The sequence below is a fragment of the Candidatus Alistipes pullistercoris genome (assembly GCF_027665465.1).
Classification (GTDB): domain Bacteria; phylum Bacteroidota; class Bacteroidia; order Bacteroidales; family Rikenellaceae; genus Alistipes_A; species Alistipes_A hominis.
In genome coordinates this window covers 61,226-78,522 of the sequence record NZ_JAQDED010000009.1, presented here as the reverse complement: position 1 = coordinate 78,522, position 17,297 = coordinate 61,226, and the positions used below count along the sequence as shown (strand labels likewise).

Annotated in this window: 19 protein-coding genes and 1 tRNA gene; 12 read left to right on the top strand and 8 right to left on the bottom strand. The window is 53.3% G+C overall.

The genetic code is table 11. The annotated features are described in order from the left end of the window. Positions 1-43 precede the first annotated feature (43 nt). The 6 genes from coaD (at position 44) to PGR91_RS13615 (ending at position 3,789) form a co-directional block, all read left to right on the top strand. Entirely contained in the window at positions 44-514 is a 471-nt protein-coding gene (coaD, locus tag PGR91_RS11490) for a pantetheine-phosphate adenylyltransferase (protein ID WP_055203279.1), read from the top strand. Between the two features lie 29 nt (positions 515-543). Further along, positions 544-1,590: a UDP-3-O-(3-hydroxymyristoyl)glucosamine N-acyltransferase gene (gene lpxD / locus PGR91_RS11485; RefSeq protein WP_055203281.1), complete on the top strand. Its 1,047-nt coding sequence runs from the start codon at positions 544-546 to the stop codon at positions 1,588-1,590. Between the two features lie 35 nt (positions 1,591-1,625). Continuing rightward, positions 1,626-2,195 carry a crossover junction endodeoxyribonuclease RuvC gene (gene ruvC, locus PGR91_RS11480; RefSeq protein WP_055203606.1) on the top strand — a complete coding sequence of 190 codons (570 nt, stop codon included), beginning with the start codon at positions 1,626-1,628 and terminating at the stop codon, positions 2,193-2,195. Between the two features lie 28 nt (positions 2,196-2,223). Beyond that, entirely contained in the window at positions 2,224-3,345 is a 1,122-nt protein-coding gene (locus PGR91_RS11475; RefSeq protein WP_118657152.1) for a TlpA disulfide reductase family protein, read from the top strand. Positions 3,346-3,468: 123 nt separating this feature from the next. After that, positions 3,469-3,542, top strand: a tRNA-Arg gene (locus tag PGR91_RS11470). 139 nt (positions 3,543-3,681) lie between these two features. Then, positions 3,682-3,789, top strand: a complete 108-nt coding sequence (locus PGR91_RS13615; RefSeq protein ID WP_366465293.1) for an Arm DNA-binding domain-containing protein — start codon at positions 3,682-3,684, stop codon at positions 3,787-3,789. 167 nt (positions 3,790-3,956) lie between these two features. Here PGR91_RS13615 and PGR91_RS11465 read toward each other — a convergent pair whose 3' ends face one another. Both PGR91_RS11465 and PGR91_RS11460 read right to left on the bottom strand, forming a co-directional pair. Beyond that, positions 3,957-5,207: a hypothetical protein gene (locus tag PGR91_RS11465; protein ID WP_147387416.1), complete on the bottom strand. Its 1,251-nt coding sequence runs from the start codon at positions 5,205-5,207 to the stop codon at positions 3,957-3,959. Positions 5,208-5,538: 331 nt separating this feature from the next. Beyond that, on the bottom strand, positions 5,539-6,660 hold the full coding sequence (locus tag PGR91_RS11460) for a metallophosphoesterase (protein ID WP_118458537.1): 1,122 nt from the start codon (positions 6,658-6,660) through the stop codon (positions 5,539-5,541). A gap of 276 nt (positions 6,661-6,936) precedes the next feature. On the opposite strand from PGR91_RS11460, the gene PGR91_RS11455 reads away from it, so the two are divergent. The 3 genes from PGR91_RS11455 (at position 6,937) to PGR91_RS11445 (ending at position 8,741) form a co-directional block, all read left to right on the top strand. Further along, positions 6,937-7,506, top strand: a complete 570-nt coding sequence (locus PGR91_RS11455; RefSeq protein WP_055203288.1) for a zeta toxin family protein — start codon at positions 6,937-6,939, stop codon at positions 7,504-7,506. Then, positions 7,499-7,660 (top strand): hypothetical protein, encoded by a 162-nt coding sequence (locus PGR91_RS11450; RefSeq protein ID WP_172970774.1) that lies wholly within the window; start codon positions 7,499-7,501, stop codon positions 7,658-7,660. Before PGR91_RS11455 ends, PGR91_RS11450 begins: the two co-directional genes overlap by 8 nt. Positions 7,661-7,790: 130 nt before the next feature. After that, positions 7,791-8,741, top strand: a complete 951-nt coding sequence (locus PGR91_RS11445; protein WP_101573744.1) for a DMT family transporter — start codon at positions 7,791-7,793, stop codon at positions 8,739-8,741. A gap of 89 nt (positions 8,742-8,830) precedes the next feature. On the opposite strand, the gene PGR91_RS11440 is transcribed toward PGR91_RS11445, so the two are convergent. From PGR91_RS11440 to PGR91_RS11420, 5 genes are all read right to left on the bottom strand, one after another. Continuing rightward, positions 8,831-10,102 (bottom strand): hypothetical protein, encoded by a 1,272-nt coding sequence (locus PGR91_RS11440; RefSeq protein WP_055203293.1) that lies wholly within the window; start codon positions 10,100-10,102, stop codon positions 8,831-8,833. Between the two features lie 454 nt (positions 10,103-10,556). After that, positions 10,557-11,603: a linear amide C-N hydrolase gene (locus PGR91_RS11435; protein WP_118657154.1), complete on the bottom strand. Its 1,047-nt coding sequence runs from the start codon at positions 11,601-11,603 to the stop codon at positions 10,557-10,559. 96 nt (positions 11,604-11,699) lie between these two features. Beyond that, a complete protein-coding gene (locus PGR91_RS11430; protein ID WP_118458531.1) occupies positions 11,700-12,266 on the bottom strand; it encodes an ORF6N domain-containing protein in 567 nt (188 codons plus the stop codon). 364 nt (positions 12,267-12,630) lie between these two features. Continuing rightward, positions 12,631-12,879: a helix-turn-helix transcriptional regulator gene (locus tag PGR91_RS11425; protein WP_118657155.1), complete on the bottom strand. Its 249-nt coding sequence runs from the start codon at positions 12,877-12,879 to the stop codon at positions 12,631-12,633. 478 nt (positions 12,880-13,357) lie between these two features. Next, a complete protein-coding gene (locus PGR91_RS11420) occupies positions 13,358-13,606 on the bottom strand; it encodes a helix-turn-helix domain-containing protein (RefSeq protein ID WP_118657156.1) in 249 nt (82 codons plus the stop codon). Between the two features lie 639 nt (positions 13,607-14,245). On the opposite strand from PGR91_RS11420, the gene PGR91_RS11415 reads away from it, so the two are divergent. From PGR91_RS11415 to PGR91_RS11405, 3 genes are all read left to right on the top strand, one after another. Beyond that, positions 14,246-14,869 (top strand): hypothetical protein, encoded by a 624-nt coding sequence (locus PGR91_RS11415; protein WP_118657157.1) that lies wholly within the window; start codon positions 14,246-14,248, stop codon positions 14,867-14,869. Continuing rightward, positions 14,862-15,374, top strand: a complete 513-nt coding sequence (locus PGR91_RS11410; RefSeq protein WP_118657158.1) for a hypothetical protein — start codon at positions 14,862-14,864, stop codon at positions 15,372-15,374. Before PGR91_RS11415 ends, PGR91_RS11410 begins: the two co-directional genes overlap by 8 nt. Before the next feature lie 596 nt (positions 15,375-15,970). Then, complete coding sequence (locus tag PGR91_RS11405; protein ID WP_101573761.1) at positions 15,971-16,315, top strand: hypothetical protein; 345 nt, start codon at positions 15,971-15,973, stop codon at positions 16,313-16,315. A 62-nt stretch (positions 16,316-16,377) separates the two neighbouring features. Here the strand turns inward: PGR91_RS11405 and PGR91_RS11400 are convergent, their stop codons facing one another. Then, positions 16,378-17,247, bottom strand: a complete 870-nt coding sequence (locus PGR91_RS11400) for an aldo/keto reductase (RefSeq protein WP_118657159.1) — start codon at positions 17,245-17,247, stop codon at positions 16,378-16,380. Positions 17,248-17,297: the final 50 nt, after the last annotated feature.

Below are 17,297 nucleotides of genomic sequence, written 5' to 3'. Positions count from 1 at the left end.
ATACGTATCTTGCATCGGAAAAGGATGCGCAAAAAAACGGTTTATGAAAGGAACTGCACTTTTCCCGGGGTCGTTCGATCCCTTTACGTTGGGACATAAATTCGTCGTAGATCAGGGGCTCGAACTTTTCGACCGCATCGTGATCGCCATCGGCGTCAACAGCGAGAAGGCGGGGTTGCTGACCCCCGACAACAGGGCGCGACTGATCCGCGACCTGTACCGCGGCGAACCGCGGATCGAGGTGCGGATCTACACCGAGCTGACCGGGCAGTTGTGCCGACAGTTGGGTGTCAAGACGATTCTCCGAGGGTTGCGCAATACGGTCGATTTCGAGTACGAGCGGAACATCATGCAGGTCAACCGGGCGCTGTTTCCGGAGATCAACACCGTGCTGCTGTTCACCCCGGCCGATTACGTGGCCATCTCGTCGAGCGTGATTCGCGAGCTGCTCGCTTTCGGCGGCGACCCGACCCCGCTGATGCCGGAAAACATCGATATTAAGAATTATATGTAATTGTTTGAACCGATAAAATACTGGAAAATATGGAATTTACTGCGGAACTCATCGCCGGTTTCCTCGGCGGGGAAATCGTTGGCGATCCGAAAGCCGTCGTCACCTCGCTGGCCAAGATCGAGGAGGGCAAACCCGGAACTCTCGCTTTTTTGTCGAACCCGAAGTACGAACACTATATCTACGATACCCAGGCGAGCATCGTGATTGTCAACAGATCGTTCGAGCCGACGGCTCCGGTAGCGGCGACGATGGTGAAGGTAGAGGATGCCTATTCGTGCTTTGCGAAGTTGCTCGAACTTTATGTCGCCAACAAACCTCAGAAGACGGGCGTCAGTCCGCTGGCGTCGGTCGATCCGTCCGCCGCGGTCGGAGAGGGGGCTTACATCGGCGCCTATGCGGTGATCGAACAGGGCGTAAAGACCGGTAAGAATTGCAAAATATATCCGCAGGTATATCTCGGCGACGGGGTGCGGCTCGGCGACAACGTGACGCTGTATCCGGGCGTCAGGATTTACGAAGCCTGCGTTATCGGCAACAATGTGACGATCCACGCCGGATCGGTGATCGGCGCCGACGGTTTCGGTTTCGCCCCGGACGAAAAGGGCGAATTCCACAAAATTCCGCAAATCGGCAACGTGCGGATCGAGGACGATGTCGAGATCGGAGCCAATACTTGTATCGATCGCGCTACGATGGGTTCGACCGTGATTCATAAGGGCGTCAAACTCGACAACCTGATCCAGATCGGCCACAATGTGACGGTCGGGGCCAATACGGTGGCCGCGTCGCAGGTCGGCGTAGCGGGTTCGTCGAAAGTGGGCGCCGGGTGTATGCTGGGCGGACAGGTCGGCATCGCCGGACATCTGACCGTCGGCGACGGCGTGAAATTGGCTTCCAAGTCGGGGATTTCGAACAGCATTCCCGACGGGGAGACTTACATGGGGAACCCGGCGATGCCCGGTATCAAATACCACCGTTCGCACGCCGTGTTCCGCAACCTGCCCGATCTGAGTTATAAGGTGAGACAGCTCGAAAAAGAACTTGAAAAACTGAAAGCGCAGCTTTCGGCAGAATAATTGCGGAGGATCGTTCGGTGGACGGCAGGGTGATTATGGGCATCGACCCCGGAACCAACACGACCGGTTACGGCGTGATCCGTACCGAGGGCAATGCGCTCTCGTGCATCGTGCTGGGCGATATCGACCTGCACCGGATCGGCGATCCGTACCAAAAGCTGAAGTATATTTTCGAGCGGGTCGGGGCGCTGATCGACCAGTACCGTCCGGACGAAGTGGCGCTCGAATCGCCGTTTTTCGGCGAAAACGTACAGAGTATGCTGAAGCTGGGACGGGCGCAGGGAGTGGCGATGGCCGCCGCGCTGAGCCGTGGCGTGACGGTGTCGGAATACGCCCCGCGCCGGATCAAGCAGGCGATTACCGGTCAGGGCGCCGCGTCGAAGGAACAGGTCGCGATAATTCTCAAAAAACTGCTGCGATTGGAGGAGCTGCCGCGGCGTCTCGACGCGACCGACGGACTCGCCGTCGCCGTTTGCCACTTTTTCCAGTCCGCTCCGGTGCCGACGCTCGAAAGTCGCTGTCGGAAAAAGGCGCTCGGCGGCGGTCCCGCTTCCGTAAGTTGGGAGCGTTTTATTTCCGATCATCCGGAACGGGTCAAAAAGTGATTGTAGAACGGAATAATTCCGAAAGCATATGAAAAAATATTTGATTTCATCGATCGTAGCTGCGGCCGTGTTGTGTTCGTGCGCGCAGCCGAAACAGCAGACCGGTTACCGGATCGACGGCGAGATCGCCGGCGTTGCCGGAAAAGTATACCTGACCGTATTCGAAGGCAAGCTGCCGCGGGTGATCGATTCGGCCGAAGTAAAAAACGGGGCGTTCGAATTTTCGGGCGACTGCGCGGTGCCGATTTTTGCCGCCGTCGAAACTCCGGGCGTTCCGTTGGTGCGGTTTTTCCTCGAAAACAGCCCGATGATCCGGATCGTCGGCGCGGCCGACCGGCCGCAGGATATCCGGGTGACGGGTTCGGCGACGGAAGACCTTTACCGGCAGTTCCTCGGGCAGGCCGATTCCGTCGCGAAATTGCTGGACAGCGATTCGGTGAAGCTGTCCAGTACGCGGATCGCCTTCGATCTGGAGAAACAAAGGGATAGTCTCGGCCGGGTATTCGTCCGGAAGCATTCCGGCAGCGTGGCGGCGGCTTATGTGCTGTTTCGCGGCCTTTCGTACGAGATGTCTGCGAAGGAGATCCGTCAGGCGCTGGACGGGCTGACCCCGCCGGCCAGCGCTTCGGTTTATGCGGAGCTGCTCGAAAAGATGGCCGCTGCGCTGGCGAGAACCGAACCGGGGCAAAAATATGTCGATATTTCGGTTCCGGATACGGCCGGGATGGAGTTGCCGTTGTCGCGGTTTGTCGGCGAGGGAAAATACGTGTTGCTCGATTTCTGGGCTTCGTGGTGTCCGCCTTGCCGTGCGGAGATTCCCAACCTCGTGACGGCTTATAAAGAATTTCATTCGAAAGGTTTCGAGATTTACGCGGTATCGCTCGACAAAAACAGAAAGGCGTGGCTGGACGGCATCAAAATGTTTAAAATGGATTGGCCGCAGGTTGGCACCCTGAAATTCTGGGAGAGCGCCGCAGCCGAAACCTACGGGGTTCGTTCGATTCCGTCGAACGTGTTGATTGGCCCGGATGGGACGATCCTGGCCCGTAACCTGATGGGAAGCGTGCTTTTGCAGAAGTTGGGGGAATTGCTGGTGCCGCAGCCTTCAAAAAGCGCTGCCGCTTCCGAAAACTCCGCCCCTGCGAATTAATGCGGGAGTCCGTTCCCCCGTATTGAAATGAATGTTCCCGATTTCCGGGGTTTTCATAAGTTCTTGAGGAAAAAATTTGTAAGGAATAATTTTTTGCTTATCTTTGCACTCGCAAAAGGGAAAGGCTCCGTAGCTTAACTGAATAGAGCACTTGACTACGGATCAAGAGGTTACAGGTTTGAATCCTGTCGGAGTCACTGATTGCAAACGGCTTGTCGGAAACGACAGGTCGTTTTTTATTGTTGTTTCGGGTGGATTTCGGGGTATTTTGAAAGGGTTTTGTAAACGAAAGTGTAAACCGAAAATCGACATGAATACAACGGTCGGGGTCGTGTTATACACCTCACACTCGCTAACGGGAAGCATCCTCTGATGCTGAGATTAACCAAAGCAGGGAAACGGAAGTATATCAGCCTGCATTTATCGTTCGCTCCGCAATTTTGAACCGCGGCCAAGAGTCGTCCGCGCCGTCACTATCCCGGTCGGGAAAAGATTGTCGCATTGATCGAGCGGAAGATCAGGGAATACGAGAAACAAATCGTCGACTTCAAAACCAACGAGCGGAGCGATACGCTGCACATGTGTCGCATGTCGACAATCCGTGCCTCTTTTTATTCTCCTTTCAAATCGTCTTCGTCGAGGCGTACCGTGATTTTCATCGGCTTCCCGTCTCTGACGATATCCAGTTTTCTCGTAAGACTTTCCTTGATTTTAACTGCATTATCGAACGATAAGTCTTTTAGGGTAAATCCGTTTATCGCAACAATTTCATCTCCCTTTTGCAAGCCGGCCTCCTTGTAATGATTGTTCTTGACATAATCGGGCATCATCGTGACGATTCGTCTCCCGTCCAAGGTCGTGTCTACTGAAAAATAGAATCTTCCGGAAAAATTATTGAAAATTCGGCTGAAGTTCCTGATCGGCTGCAATCCGACCTGCCGTGAATCGAAGTCAAAAAATACATTAAACCTTTTCAGAAAATTCAAACCGATGATCCCTCGTGCATAAGCGCTTAATTGCGTAGCGAATTCATCCGTATAGATGCGCATTGAATCGATCTTAAAACCATCGAAAGCGATTGCATTGACGTCATAACGACTCCGATAGCCACCTCCATGACCGCGATTTATCAGAACGGCATCCTCTCTTTTCCTGAAAAACTCGATCTCTTTCGCAGACGGGAGCAATACGAAGTCCTGCGCCATGCCGGTATCGATCAAATAAGGATAGTCGATTGTCACCGTATCTCCGGTCGCGCTTTTAACGGTCAACGGAAACTGTATATGGACCGTGTTCATGCTTCCTCGCTCGTTGACAAAAGGGAGCCAGTAACAGTCGGCGGGTCTCCGGAACTTTTCGGCTTCATGTATCTCCAGATAATTATGCTCGAAATTAAGCTCCCAGACATGGGTCGAATCGTTATCGGGAAAGCCGACCGTTCCCTGTAGATCTTCGGCTGAACCGTATTTTTGATTCCGGATATGAAGATAATTATAAACCAGATCGACATTCGAAATAGCCGCTCTCGTCGGCTTCTTATGAATCGCCTGCCGGAATGAGGGGCTTTCCGAAGTTGCCCATCCCGTATGAGGTGAAAAATACACGTGATCGGGTTTGTCGCTCCATGCCGGCAAAGGATGAGTCGCGCAAAATGAGGAATCCAGGATCAGATAGCCGTTGATAGCGCCGGTATCGAACAAGAAACGTCCCGTAATCGTGTCGTTGAACGCAACGGGAATGATGATTGCTCTTTTTTCTTTTTCAAAGAAATAGGTTCTTCGGGATCGGGGCCCGACTTCACAGCCCGACAGCAACAGTACCGCGGCAGAAACCAGTAGTTCCAAGCAAAGGGAATTTCTCATATTAGAAAATATTGAACGAACAATTGCCTCTTCTGTTTTTCAGAAGGAGCTGTTCTGCCGTTTGCCCCGACTTATCGAGCCGGACATTTGCTTTAAATGTTAGCGATTTTATTTTAGGAAAAACGTTGAGAAAAACTTTTTCCGCTTTTGCGCGCGTTTATTTGTTTGCCTTATTATTTGACTATCGGTGTGTAATACGCATTGTCAGTCAGATAGATGTAGGATGCGCTCGTCGGCAAGGCATCCGGCTCGGAGCCGTACGGGAAACCGCTTTGCCGAAACCGGTTTTTCTTCTCCGTTTACCTTAAGTTAACAAAAGGCAAGTCGAATTTCAATCGATTTTTATTTCGAATTGATCGTAATCCGCGACGCGCCAAGCGTATTTGGCCGTACGTTTCGATAATGCGAATAAAGGAGAGAATGTCCGCACGTAAATGGTTTTACCGTCCGGCATGAACTCGAGGATGCGCAACCAACAGTCCCCGCCATTCCCATTCCAGTCGCCGTCCCCGTTCTGCGAATTGAACATCATTTGAGGGATATTGCGACCGTCCGCGGCCTTGTCTACGCGATAAGCGGCCGTACTTCGGTAATCGATGCTGTCGGAGGAATCGATCTTAGGCGGCGTTCCCGTATGTCCGCACAGTACCAGCGAGATGTTTTTCGAGGGGTAGATCAGTTTGTCCCACACTTCCTGCGCCCAGTTTCGCGGCGTCAATTTATAACTTTCCTGCTTGATACGTTCTCCCGAGGTGCCCAGGAACGAATGCGTGAGAACGATGACTTTGTGATTGCGGAATTTTTCGGATTCGATCAGTTGACGGGCCCAATCCAACGCTTCGTCGCGGGGAGCGAATTCAAAAGCTATTACCAGGATATCGCCCCATGTTTTGTTATGAAATTCAAATGCCGCGTTTTCCATGGTGTTTATCCCCTGATAATTGCAGCCCGTGGCGACGAGCGAATTGGCGAAACACGAATTGCGTTCGGGATAGACGTACTCGGGCATGGATGAATAGCGGTTTTCCGCCGCGACGTACCCTACGTCGTGATTGCCCTGGGCGATGATATAAGGTATTTTGCCATCCAGACGGGCCAGTCCTCTCGATACGGATTCCCATTGTTGACGGGAGGTCTGATCCCCATTGTAGGGATTGGGAACTCCTCCGCTCGTGAGCAGGTTGTTCTGCTCCACCATATCCCCCGTAAACAGGGCGGCTGCGATGCGTAAGCGTTCTGCATTTTGGGCGATCCATGCGGTCTGCAATTCGAACAAGGGCTGATTGGCGGCGAATTTGGTGTAACTCTGAGGATCCGGAACCATAATCATGGTAAAAGAACCGCTGTCTTTCAGAGTAGGGTACACAGGGATTTGCGGTTCACCCAACGGCCCTTGTGCGGACAGTCGTGCGGCAAAAAGCAATGCGAGAATGATATAAACCGATCGTTTCATGGGATAAACATTTTATACAAATATACGGTTAAATTATTTGCCGCACGTTAATAATAAATGAAAAAACGGAAAAATCGAGCGCCGTAAAAGCCGGAGCCCGGTGTTGAGTCTGCCGATCCGATGAAATCGTTCCGCTGTTCGGGCGAAGGAGGTGGAGAATATTCATTTGCCCGGGAGGTTTTGGAAGGCATTGGGGGCGTCTCGAAAATAAAATTGCATTCCGATGTGGCGGCATTATCGCCAAATCGTTTATATTTGTGATGTCAATCAGAGAATATGCCGAACCTTTACGTCATAGCGGGGTGCAACGGGGCGGGGAAAACGACTGCTTCTTACGCCGTTCTGCCCGAAATGCTGGAGTGTAAGGAATTCGTCAACGCGGACGAAATTGCGAAAGGGCTGTCCCCTTTCAATCCGGGTAGCGTTGCGATCGAGGCGGGACGGCTGATGCTCCGGAGAATCCATGAGCTGATCGACCACGGCGTCGATTTTGCGTTCGAAACGACTTTGGCTACGCGTTCGTATGCGAGTCTGATCCGAACCGCTCAAAGCAAGGGATATTATGTGTCGCTGGTCTATTTTTGGCTGAATTCGCCGGAACTGGCCGTCGGCAGGGTACAGATGCGGGTGGAAGCGGGAGGGCATAACATTGATCAGAAAGTCGTTCGGAGGCGGTATCGCAGCGGAATTAAGAATCTGTTCGATATTTATATTCCCGTTTGCGACTACTGGATCTTGCTGGACAATTCCCGCCCGCCTTCTAAAGTGATCGCCAAAGGCAATCGGGATAAAACAAAATCGATCGTTGAAACGTTAATATATAAAACGCTGAAGAATTATGAGTGACATAGAAGTCCAGCAAATGGAAGAAAACATACTGAGGGGCGTAGCCCTTGCGTATGAACGGCTCGTAGAGCAGAAGAAAAAAGAGGACGGAGAACTCGTTTTCGCGCGTGAAGACGGCAAGATCGTGAAAGTCAAAGCGAAGGATTTACAATAGAGGCTAATCTCCAATGTGCCCCGGCCGGAACAGGCCGGGGTTTCTTTTTTGCGGCGTGACGGCGGTACGGATCGCTTTACGGTTAACCGTACGTCGGAATAAATGCTATTTTTGCAGCAAAATCTGAGGTATGAATGCAAAAGCCAAAGGTTATCTGCTGGGAACCGTCGCCGCGGCGACGTACGGTATGAACCCGCTGTTCGCCCTCCCGCTTTATAAAGCCGGTATGGATCCCGATTCGGTGCTGTTTTTCAGGTATCTTTTCGCGATCCCGATTCTGGGCGTTATGCTTAAGGCCCGCGGGCGCGATTTCGGGCTGCGCCGCCGGGAGGTGTTGCCGCTGATCGTCCTGGGCCTGCTGGTGGCCCTCTCTTCGCTGACCCTGTTCCTGAGCTATAACTACATGGACGCAGGCATAGCCTCTACGCTGCTGTTCGTCTATCCGATTTTCGTGGCGCTGATTATGGCCTTCTGGTTTCGGGAGAAGCTTTCCATGCGGACGGCGTTGTGTATCCTGCTGGCACTGGGCGGCATCGCGCTGCTTTACGAAAGCGGCGACGGCGCGACGCTCGATCTTACGGGGACGATCCTGGTGATGGTTTCGGCGCTCTCTTATGCGATCTATATCGTCGGGGTGAACCGCCCGGCGCTGAAATCTGTCGCGACGCTCAAAGTGACCTTTTACGTCTTGCTGTTCGGGCTGTCGCTGTTCTTCGTCCGGCTGGACTTCGGCAGCGCCGTCAGCGTTCCGGATCGCTGGTATTTATGGGGGAATCTTGTCGCCCTGGCCGTTTTCCCGACAGCGATATCGTTTCTTTGTACGACCCGCGCCATCCAATACATCGGTTCGACTCCCACGGCTATTCTGGGAGCTCTCGAACCCGTGACGGCCGTATTTTTCGGCGTGGCGGTTTTCGGGGAGTCCCTGACTCTGCGGATCGGGTGCGGAATTTTACTGATTATCGTGGCCGTGAGTCTTATCGTCGCGGGGAACAGGATCGCGTCTTACCTCGTGCGTTTCCGCAAGTTGTTCCCGCGGCTGCCTCTGAATCGGAAAGGTTGCCGTAATGCCGGGAAATAACCGTTTGTCCGGATGGCGCGCGACGGGATGCAGATTCGCAGACGACGAATCCGGCCGGCTGTCCGGGCATCTCGTTCGCAAAAGGAATCCTAAATACCTCCGATTACGGAGACGGCTCCGTATTTGATGATTTCGAACAGGGCGGAACTGGCGCAACCCTCTAATATCGAACGGTATCTTTTCGAAAATTGTTTGAACTTCAGTTTGCTGCGGCTGTGTACGACCTCTTCGAGCGGAGCCCTGATCGCCTCGGGGATTTCGTCTTCGTCTTCGTTGATCTGGCAATAGTAAGCCTCGCACAGGGCGTCGAAGTCGATTTGGGCGAATATGCAATCGAAGTCTTCGATGATATACCGGTTATTCAGATCCAGCACCGCCTGGCGCAGTCTGCGGTAATCGTCCTGTGAAAAGCTGTCGTCCGCTTCGAAGGCGATGTTTACGATATCGCTCTGTTTCAGGTCGAAACGCCGGTCTTTTTGCAGTTTGACCAGGGTGTTTTTAATGAAGTGGGTCGCTTTTCTGATATCGACCGCTTCGTTGTCCTTGTTGATGGAAAGGAATTCGAGGGCCTTGATGACGCTTTGTTTTTCGGCATGGATCCGGAGCAAAAGGGTTTTCAGGTTCCGGCACATCTTTTTGGCTTCGGGAGCGTTGGAAAGAATCTCGATGATCCAGCAGGGGATTCCGTCGTACGTGTAGCGATACAGCCTGAGGTACTGCGCGCTCCATTGGTCTTTCAGCAGGACTTCCGTCGCGCCGGCCGGCAGGCGCCGGAAGTCGGACGCGCGTTTGGCATGTTCTTCGACGATTACGATGGATTGACCGGACTGCACCCAGTATTTTCGAATCTCATGCAGGGAACCGCAGGCCGTAGAGCCGTATAGATAGAGTTTGGCTAGGGCGGGACCCGCGTCGGAAAACGAAGCGCGTACGTTTCCCCCTTTGGCGTCGTTTATCCGCACCTCGTGCCCGAAATGGAAATCGAGCAACTGCCGGTACGCGCTTCCGTTCTCCGGGTTCAGCCGATCGGGTTGAATCCGGTAAGCGCTTTTCACCTCGAATTTTCCCAGAATGCCGCCGTCCGAATAAAAACGGTTCGCGCACCGTTTCAGGCAGGCGATCTGGTCTTTGTAAAAAGACGGGGGCCGGCTGAACCGCAGGGCATGTCTGGCGTTGCAGAACGTATTTTCGCCTACGCAGTAATAATACTCCTGGAAATGCCTGCCCTGCATGGCTCCGAAATGCCGGATGTACTCCCTGCCTTCCGTATCGGGGGATACGAAGTACGGCTTGCGCAATTTGCCGGACTTATGCAGAAAAAGCCTGCAATCGGTAATCGGATACTGGACGGTAATATTCATAGCCTTTCATCGGTTCATAGAAAAAAAGAGGATAAAATCCTCTTTTTGCAGGGCAAAACAAAATAGTTTTGATCTTTTTTAATTTTAATTGCACTCATTCTTTGAAGAATGAAAACGGACATCCTTTCGTATCATGTAAACTCCACGCGCCGTATTTAAATTTCCGACCGCCCCGACAACTTATGCTTTCATAAGCTGGAATTTTCATTCATTTAAATCAAAAACGCCGTACGGTCCGCTTCGACATTTACACTTCGGTCGATACAAAACAACGCCTTGACAAATATAGTTTTTTTATTTGAAAAAAATAATATCGGGAATAAAATATTTCGGGCGCTGCGATCCGGGAGTTCGGCGGTCGTCGCGTTTACGGGCAATGTCTTCTGCCGAGTGGCGTACTGTCGGCGGGAACGCTTGTCCGCAGCGGCGGGGATTGCCGCCGTTGCGGGCGTTTTCAACCGATTCCCTGAAATTCGAACGGGGCCGCGTCGCGGAACCGTTCCGCGGCGTTTCCCGCATAGGTTTTCCCGGAGACCAGATCCAGCATTTTGACCGGCGCTCCCGGCGCGAAATCGACGTCCCTGAAATCGACCCAGAACACGTTCGGATAGAGGGTCGATTCGAAGAAGTACGTCAGGTTCTTTTGATCCGAGACGGTTCTCCAGCGGGTAGACGAGATGTTCGGCTCGTTCGGCGTGCTGATCCCCAGCGGGACGGACGTATTGCGGATCACGCTGAATACGGAGGCCAGGGCCGTGCGCGTGTCTTCGGTTTTCGGGATGGCGCCGATGTAGAACGAGGCGCGCACGAAACGGTCGGCCGCCCGGTTGGTTCCGGGCAGGAAGACGGTGCCGCCGATGGTTTTCCAGTAGTCGTCGAGGGCCAACTGCTGTTCGAAGACCGGCGAGTTCGTCATCACCTGGTACGACTTGCTGTGGTGGACGACCAGTTTCCCGCCGATGTATTCGAAGATCGCGTTGTCCCCGCCGGCGTCCGAGACGGAGAGGTGCAGCGTAGCCATCCGGGAGCCGTCCGGCATCAGGTCGGACGCCACGTCGAAGTCGTCCTTCGCCAGCGCTTCGACCGCTTCGTCCACGGTGGCGAAGTTGTCCAGCACGTACTGCGTCCAGGCGGCGACCGAGAGCCCCGGTTTCCGGCCGTCGCGGGCCGGGTATTCCGACTCGGCGAGCCACAGCAGGTTGGCTACGAGTCCTTTTTCATTCATGCCGTCGGTGGTACAGATGTCGTAGGCCGACGTGATCACGCTGCCGTATTTGGAGACCCATTTCAGCGAATTGCTTCCGGCCTGGCCGTTTCGCTCCATGCCGCGCGGGAAGATCCACAGGTTGCTGCGGGGGTCTTCCTTCCAGTCCATCGTGCGTCCGGTCACTACCGTCCGGTTCGTTCCTTCGTAAACGACGCGGGTGCATGCGTCCGCGTATTCGGGCCCGCCGGCTGCCAGGAGCAGCCCCGTGCCGAGTAAGATTGTGTATGCTTTCATAAATTTTCGGTTCGATTCGGGGCGTACGTGCGGTACGCCCGTCGTAACCGAAGCAAGAAACGAGCCAGCGCCGGCGCCGCGCGGCGCCGGGAGAAATTATTTTTTGTCCGTTTTGCGGAATCCGGCGATGCGTCGGGTTTGCAGTTCGCAATTCTTGCGGGCGAGTTGCGACAGGGCGAAATAGATTTCGTCTGTTTCGCGGCGGCAGTCTTCGCTCAGGTCGTTGATCGCTTCGAGCGTTTCGTCCGACGTTCTCTCCAGTTTTTTTACCCGGCAGTGCAACTGGTTGAGTTCGGCGGCGATGTTTCCGTTCAGCAGGAAGGCCCGCATCGAGACGAACGCCCGCATGACCCTGATGTTCATGTCGATGGCTGTGTCGCTGTTCAGCACTCCCGAGAGCATGGCCAGTCCCTGTTCGGTGAATGCGTTCGGTAATTTGCGCGTGCCTCCCCAACTTGATGTCACAATTTGTGATTTCAAGCTGTCGAACTCTTCTTGGGTTATCTGGAACATGAAATCGGGCGGGAACCGTTTGGCGTTCCGTTTTACCGATTGGTTCAGTGCGCTGGTGCTGACCTGGTACAGTTCGGCCAGATCGAAATCGAGCATGACTTGTTGTCCTCGGATTTCGTAGATTTTGTTTTTGATAGTTTCTAATTCCATAAGCTTGGGTATTATGCTTCTACAAAGTTAGCGGTCGTGGTTGGTTTTCAATGGGGAAAAGAATCGTTTTTGCAGAAATAGTAGCGTAAATCGGCGTTATTATAACAAATAAGGAATAAAAAAGATGCCGGACCGTTTCGAATCGCGGTTTTTTTCGTAAATTTATGAAACTGCCTAAGCCGGACGTGGACCGAAATGCGAAGATTTTTCGTACTTATCCAATTCTCGTACTCTGCCGGGTTTGCCAGAATTCGCGGGCAGAGTGGGCAACCGATCATTCCGGCGGATTGTTGCCTTGGCGCGGATCGTCCTGATCCGCGCCTTTTTGCTGTATTGTATTATAAATAATAAGGTGTGGCTGCGTTTATTCTTTCGGCGGATAGTTCATCGGGGCGAAAAACTCGTCTAATGTAATATTATAGAACTCGCAGATTTTCAATAAAGACATTAATGTTGGAATTTTGCTTCCCGTTTCGTAACAATTTATAGTAAGATGAATTTTGTCGATAAGATATTCTTGCGTATGCCCATGCTCGTTACGTAACTCCTTAATTCGTCGAGCAAGCTTTTCTACAAATTCTTGGTCTTTATAATATCGGCTATTTTTAGTCATATTTACAAAAGAACAAGCAATGCAAAATTTATATACGTATTCGTGAATACTTATTGGAATGTTTTATTATATTTGTAGTTAAAATCTAATGATTGCGGAAATTATGCTAAATTTGCGATATCAAGATACGGCTTAGCCGTACATATAGATTGTAAAGGTTAAGACAACCTTTACGCCTAACGGTAAACTTCGGACTGTTATAGTGATGTAGCAGGTTTTCTCTGGCGTGAATCTTGTCTGAAACCTAAGTCATGCCCCGGTACGAGTTGCCGGGGCCGGACTTGGGCGTAAGGACAACTGCCAGAGTAGGCTCCGAAGGCCGACCGTTAGGGAGTTGTTCGAGCGCCCTTTTTTTGTGCCCTGTCCGAACGGGCATTCCCTCTCTCAAATCATATTTACAAAGCTGCCGCTTTGTCCGCCGCGCGGACTTTCGACCGCAGGGAGAAAGTCCTTATTGAGCGGTGTGGTGGAAGGCCTTCTATTTTTTGGGAGGATAGTCGATTCCTGCAAAAAAATCCTCTAATGTGAGATTGTAAAGTTTGCAGAGAATTGAAAGCGAAACCAATGAAGGCGCAGTTCGTCCTGTCTCCAAACTGGAAATATCCAAGCCTGTTTTTTCTATTACGTATTCTTGTGTGAAATTATGGTTATAACGTAACTTTTTTATACGCTCAACAATAATCTGATTAAGAATGTCGTCTCTACGCCTTGCTTTTTTAGGTTTCATTTTACAAATAAATGAACCATCAGAATATTATTGCACACAATAATTCTTGTGAATATGATTATTTGATTTATCTTTGTATATGTATTTTAATAACCATTTTATAAAACAATATTTATGCTAACTTTGCGAATACATAATACGACTTAAGTCGTAACAATCAATAAAGGTTAAGACACCTTTATGCCTCTTGAAAACTTGCAGACTGTTATAGAAATGTAACAGGTTTTTACTTTCGGCGTAAATCTTGTCTGAAACCTGAGTCATGCCCCGGTACGAGTTACCGGGGCCGGGCTTGGGCGTAGGGATGATTTCCGAAAGTAAGGTACTGCAAGACCTATCAAGAGGAAGCGCCCTGCGTCCTTGCCTTTTTTTTTGCCCTGATCGAACGGGCATTCTCTCTCTCAAAATACATTTACAAAGCTGCCGCTTTGTCCGCCGCGCGGACTTTCTCCCTGCGGTCGAAAGTCCTTATTGAGCGGTGCGGCGGAAGGCCTTCGGCGCTCGGACTGCCGTTTTTGTAAAAACGGCGCAAAAACTTTTCGGAGAAACTGCGTTTCTCATGGAGCGCGCCGGGCGGCGGTCTTTCTTCCGGTCGAATATCCTGTTACCCTCTTTCAAAATCTTATAAACCGAAAAACGATGAATCCCCGAAATCTGGAAACTTGCTGCGAATTTATCGGGCGGCACTTCAACGTCCGTTCCGAAGACGTTCCGCGTCGGATACTCCGCATACTCCGCGTCCGGCACGGCGACCGCCCCGACCTGAGCCGGCCCCGTTTCGCCCCGGTGCGCGAACTGATGGACCGCTTGCTCGCGCCTTACGGCCGTCGCTTCGGCGTGACCGTCGAGGTGCTCGGCCCCGACGACTACTGCCGTTTGCTGCGGTCGGAGGAGTGCGCGTCATGCGCGTACCGCTTCACCGAGTACCTGTTCGACGGCCGCCGCCGGATCGTCTACCTGCAGGAGTGCGACTACCTCGGCATGATCGTCACCTTCCTCGACTATGTCGATGCCGTTCTGCGCTCGCGCCGGCTTTTCCGCCGCCCTGTCCGCAACATCCGGCTGTTCGCCTTCCACGCCTATCCGCCGCGCTTCACGGTGCTCGAAAACCGTTACCGGGACGGCAGTCCGTTTGTCCGGATCGGCGACAGCTACGCGATGCACTATCCCGGCGAACTGGTGCTGTTCCGCACGATCCTCGGCAGTCATCTCCCCGACCTGCCGTCCCAAAACGCCCGGAGTCGGGGCCTGCGCCATGCGTAGCCGGGAGACGGCCCTCGGGGCTACGATCCGGTTCTTCGAGCGGTACGCCGGGATCGACCGGGCCGGTAAGACCCATAGACCAAGCGGGCCGGGCCTGCCGGACGGCGGGGTGGGGGTCTTGCCGGACGCGGTTCCCGACCGCCTGTTCGGGGCGTGGATCGCGGATGACGTGTGCGCCTGCGAAGCCTTTTTCATCGAAGGCAAGACGAAGTCGGAACCGTGCGGGCTGCCGAAGCGGGGCGCGCTGCCCGTGTTCGCTTTCGCATGCGCCTGCGGGCTCTATTTCGCCCGGGGCGGGAGGCTGGCGGACGTTCCCGAACCGGGCAGGCCGGAGGTGTGGCTGCTGTTCCTGCAATTCCAGACGGTGCTGCGCCTGGTGCGCGCCGCCCGGATTCGCGGGGTGTCTCCGCCGCCGGTGGACGTGTTCGGTTTCGAGCGGTATCCCGAGACGGTGCGGCGGCTGAAAGCCTGTGTCGAGGGGGCTGCGACGGACGCGCGCGGCTGAAGGGCCGGCGCAGCTCGGCGCGTCGTCCGGGGCGGTCTTCGCCCCGGAGCCGGACGCGCGTTTTCGCCGGAGAGAGTCTCGCGTCGCCCAGCGCGGCCGCCGGGCCGGAATCGATCTCCGGACCGAGTCAGAGCGTCCTGTGAGCCGGATTCTGAAAAACGCGATTTCTGTCCGGGGATGCAGGACGGTACTGTTTTTGATGTCGTTCGGGATAAGTCGCTGAAATTGTCTGAAACGGACAAAAAACAACGATTATAACAAAAATTTGTCTATTTTTGGACACGGTAAGAACTCAAAACCAACCAGGAGAAGATGAAATAGACATACATTGAGGTGACTCGATTGCTGTATCTGGTACTGAAAATCGCCAAATTCATTCTACGCACAGATAACAGGAGAGACTCGTGCATACGTGAGTATAGCACGGATTCTGCTTGTTTTTGTGTAGGGCGTTTGGCGATGCCTCAGTACGGAGCTTGCGGGTTCCGTGCTTTTTTGTTTTTTGGTCCAAAGGGTGTGTCCGGGGGCGGTTTCGGGTTATAAGTGGACGATATAGAATTAGTTATAATAGTTGTTTAACGAATAATCAGTGAGTTATGGTTGTGCTGAAACATGGTGAGTTGTATCTATTCTCTTCCACGGAGGAACCCTATGAGGACGCTTTCGGCGTTTTCGAATGTATCGACGGCGGATATATCCTGCTCCGGGTGATGTTCAACGGCCGGGGAATGTCGCGGAACTGCTGGCTGCCGGACGCATACCGGATCGTCCGGCAGGCGACTCCGAAAGAAACGGGTTTGTTTCAGGAGATTGTCGTTCGTATCTCTCGCGGCCTGGATTTCTTGAAGGTCATGAGTCCCGAGACCTACCAGTTGCAATTGATCGTCAGCGAATTGTTTTCCCGGCAGGATGCCGAGGGAGGAGGACGGGCCGTACAGTAAAAAAACGTATGCGGACGCCGGCGATCCGGTATCCGCATACGGGCGCGCCCGGTGTGACGGGGTTACATCCGGAACGTGTCCGGGTCGAGTCCCGAACTTTCGCATTTTATGTGCGTGATGAAATTCATCTCCTGCGGGCTGAGTTCGAAGTCGAACAGTTGCGCGTTCTCGACGATTCGCGACGGCGTGATGGACTTCGGCAGCGGCAGGATGCCCCGTTGTAGGTGCCATCTGAGGACGATCTGCGACACGCTCTTGCGGTGCTTGGCCGCGAGCACGTCCAGTTCGACGCTTTCGAACAGTCGTCCCTGGGCCAACGGGCCCCACGCCTCGACGAGAATGTCCCGCGCCCGACAGTACTCGACCGTTTCGTCCTGGGGCATACCCGGGTGCAGTTCGATCTGATCGACCATCGGCGCGATGTCGGCCTTCTCGAGCAGCGCGTCCAGGTGGCGCGGCTTGAAGTTGCTGACGCCGATGGCGCGCACGCGCCCTTCCCTGTATAGTTTTTCCATCGCCCGCCACGTTTCGCGGTTCAGTTGCTGCCAGTCGTCGTCGTGCTTTCTCGGGATCGGCCAGTGGATCAGGTACAGGTCGAGGTAGTCCAGTTCCAGGTCGGACAGGGTTTTGTCGAATGCGTGCAGCGTCGTTTCGTAGCCCTGCGCGCTGTTCCACACCTTGCTGGTTATGAACAGCTCTTTGCGGTCGGTGCCGCACTTGCAGATGGCTTTGCCGACGCTCTTTTCGTTGCCGTAGACGGCAGCCGTGTCGATATGCCGGTAACCCGCATGGACGGCCTCGATGACCGAACTGACGGCCGTTTCGCCGTCCGGCGTCAGGTAGGTGCCGAAACCGACGCAGGGTATTTGCACGCCGTTGCTCAGCGTAAACGTGTCTTTCAGCGATTTGAACGATTCTTTCGGTGATTTCATAATGCGTTGTATTTAGTCTGTTCCCCGTTTTTTCTGCATAACCCGTGCCG

Coding starts and splice junctions, on each gene's coding strand:
- PGR91_RS11405 (WP_101573761.1), top strand. CDS start 15,971: ATGGTTGTGCTGAAACATGGTGAGTTGTATCTATTCTCTTCCACGGAG.
- ruvC (WP_055203606.1), top strand. CDS start 1,626: ATGGGCATCGACCCCGGAACCAACACGACCGGTTACGGCGTGATCCGT.
- PGR91_RS11430 (WP_118458531.1), bottom strand. CDS start 12,266: ATGGAATTAGAAACTATCAAAAACAAAATCTACGAAATCCGAGGACAA.
- PGR91_RS11460 (WP_118458537.1), bottom strand. CDS start 6,660: ATGAAACGATCGGTTTATATCATTCTCGCATTGCTTTTTGCCGCACGA.
- PGR91_RS11455 (WP_055203288.1), top strand. CDS start 6,937: ATGCCGAACCTTTACGTCATAGCGGGGTGCAACGGGGCGGGGAAAACG.
- PGR91_RS11450 (WP_172970774.1), top strand. CDS start 7,499: ATGAGTGACATAGAAGTCCAGCAAATGGAAGAAAACATACTGAGGGGC.
- PGR91_RS11415 (WP_118657157.1), top strand. CDS start 14,246: ATGAATCCCCGAAATCTGGAAACTTGCTGCGAATTTATCGGGCGGCAC.
- PGR91_RS11410 (WP_118657158.1), top strand. CDS start 14,862: ATGCGTAGCCGGGAGACGGCCCTCGGGGCTACGATCCGGTTCTTCGAG.
- PGR91_RS11425 (WP_118657155.1), bottom strand. CDS start 12,879: ATGACTAAAAATAGCCGATATTATAAAGACCAAGAATTTGTAGAAAAG.
- coaD (WP_055203279.1), top strand. CDS start 44: ATGAAAGGAACTGCACTTTTCCCGGGGTCGTTCGATCCCTTTACGTTG.
- PGR91_RS11435 (WP_118657154.1), bottom strand. CDS start 11,603: ATGAAAGCATACACAATCTTACTCGGCACGGGGCTGCTCCTGGCAGCC.
- PGR91_RS11420 (WP_118657156.1), bottom strand. CDS start 13,606: ATGAAACCTAAAAAAGCAAGGCGTAGAGACGACATTCTTAATCAGATT.
- lpxD (WP_055203281.1), top strand. CDS start 544: ATGGAATTTACTGCGGAACTCATCGCCGGTTTCCTCGGCGGGGAAATC.
- PGR91_RS11475 (WP_118657152.1), top strand. CDS start 2,224: ATGAAAAAATATTTGATTTCATCGATCGTAGCTGCGGCCGTGTTGTGT.
- PGR91_RS11465 (WP_147387416.1), bottom strand. CDS start 5,207: ATGAGAAATTCCCTTTGCTTGGAACTACTGGTTTCTGCCGCGGTACTG.
- PGR91_RS11445 (WP_101573744.1), top strand. CDS start 7,791: ATGAATGCAAAAGCCAAAGGTTATCTGCTGGGAACCGTCGCCGCGGCG.
- PGR91_RS11440 (WP_055203293.1), bottom strand. CDS start 10,102: ATGAATATTACCGTCCAGTATCCGATTACCGATTGCAGGCTTTTTCTG.
- PGR91_RS11400 (WP_118657159.1), bottom strand. CDS start 17,247: ATGAAATCACCGAAAGAATCGTTCAAATCGCTGAAAGACACGTTTACG.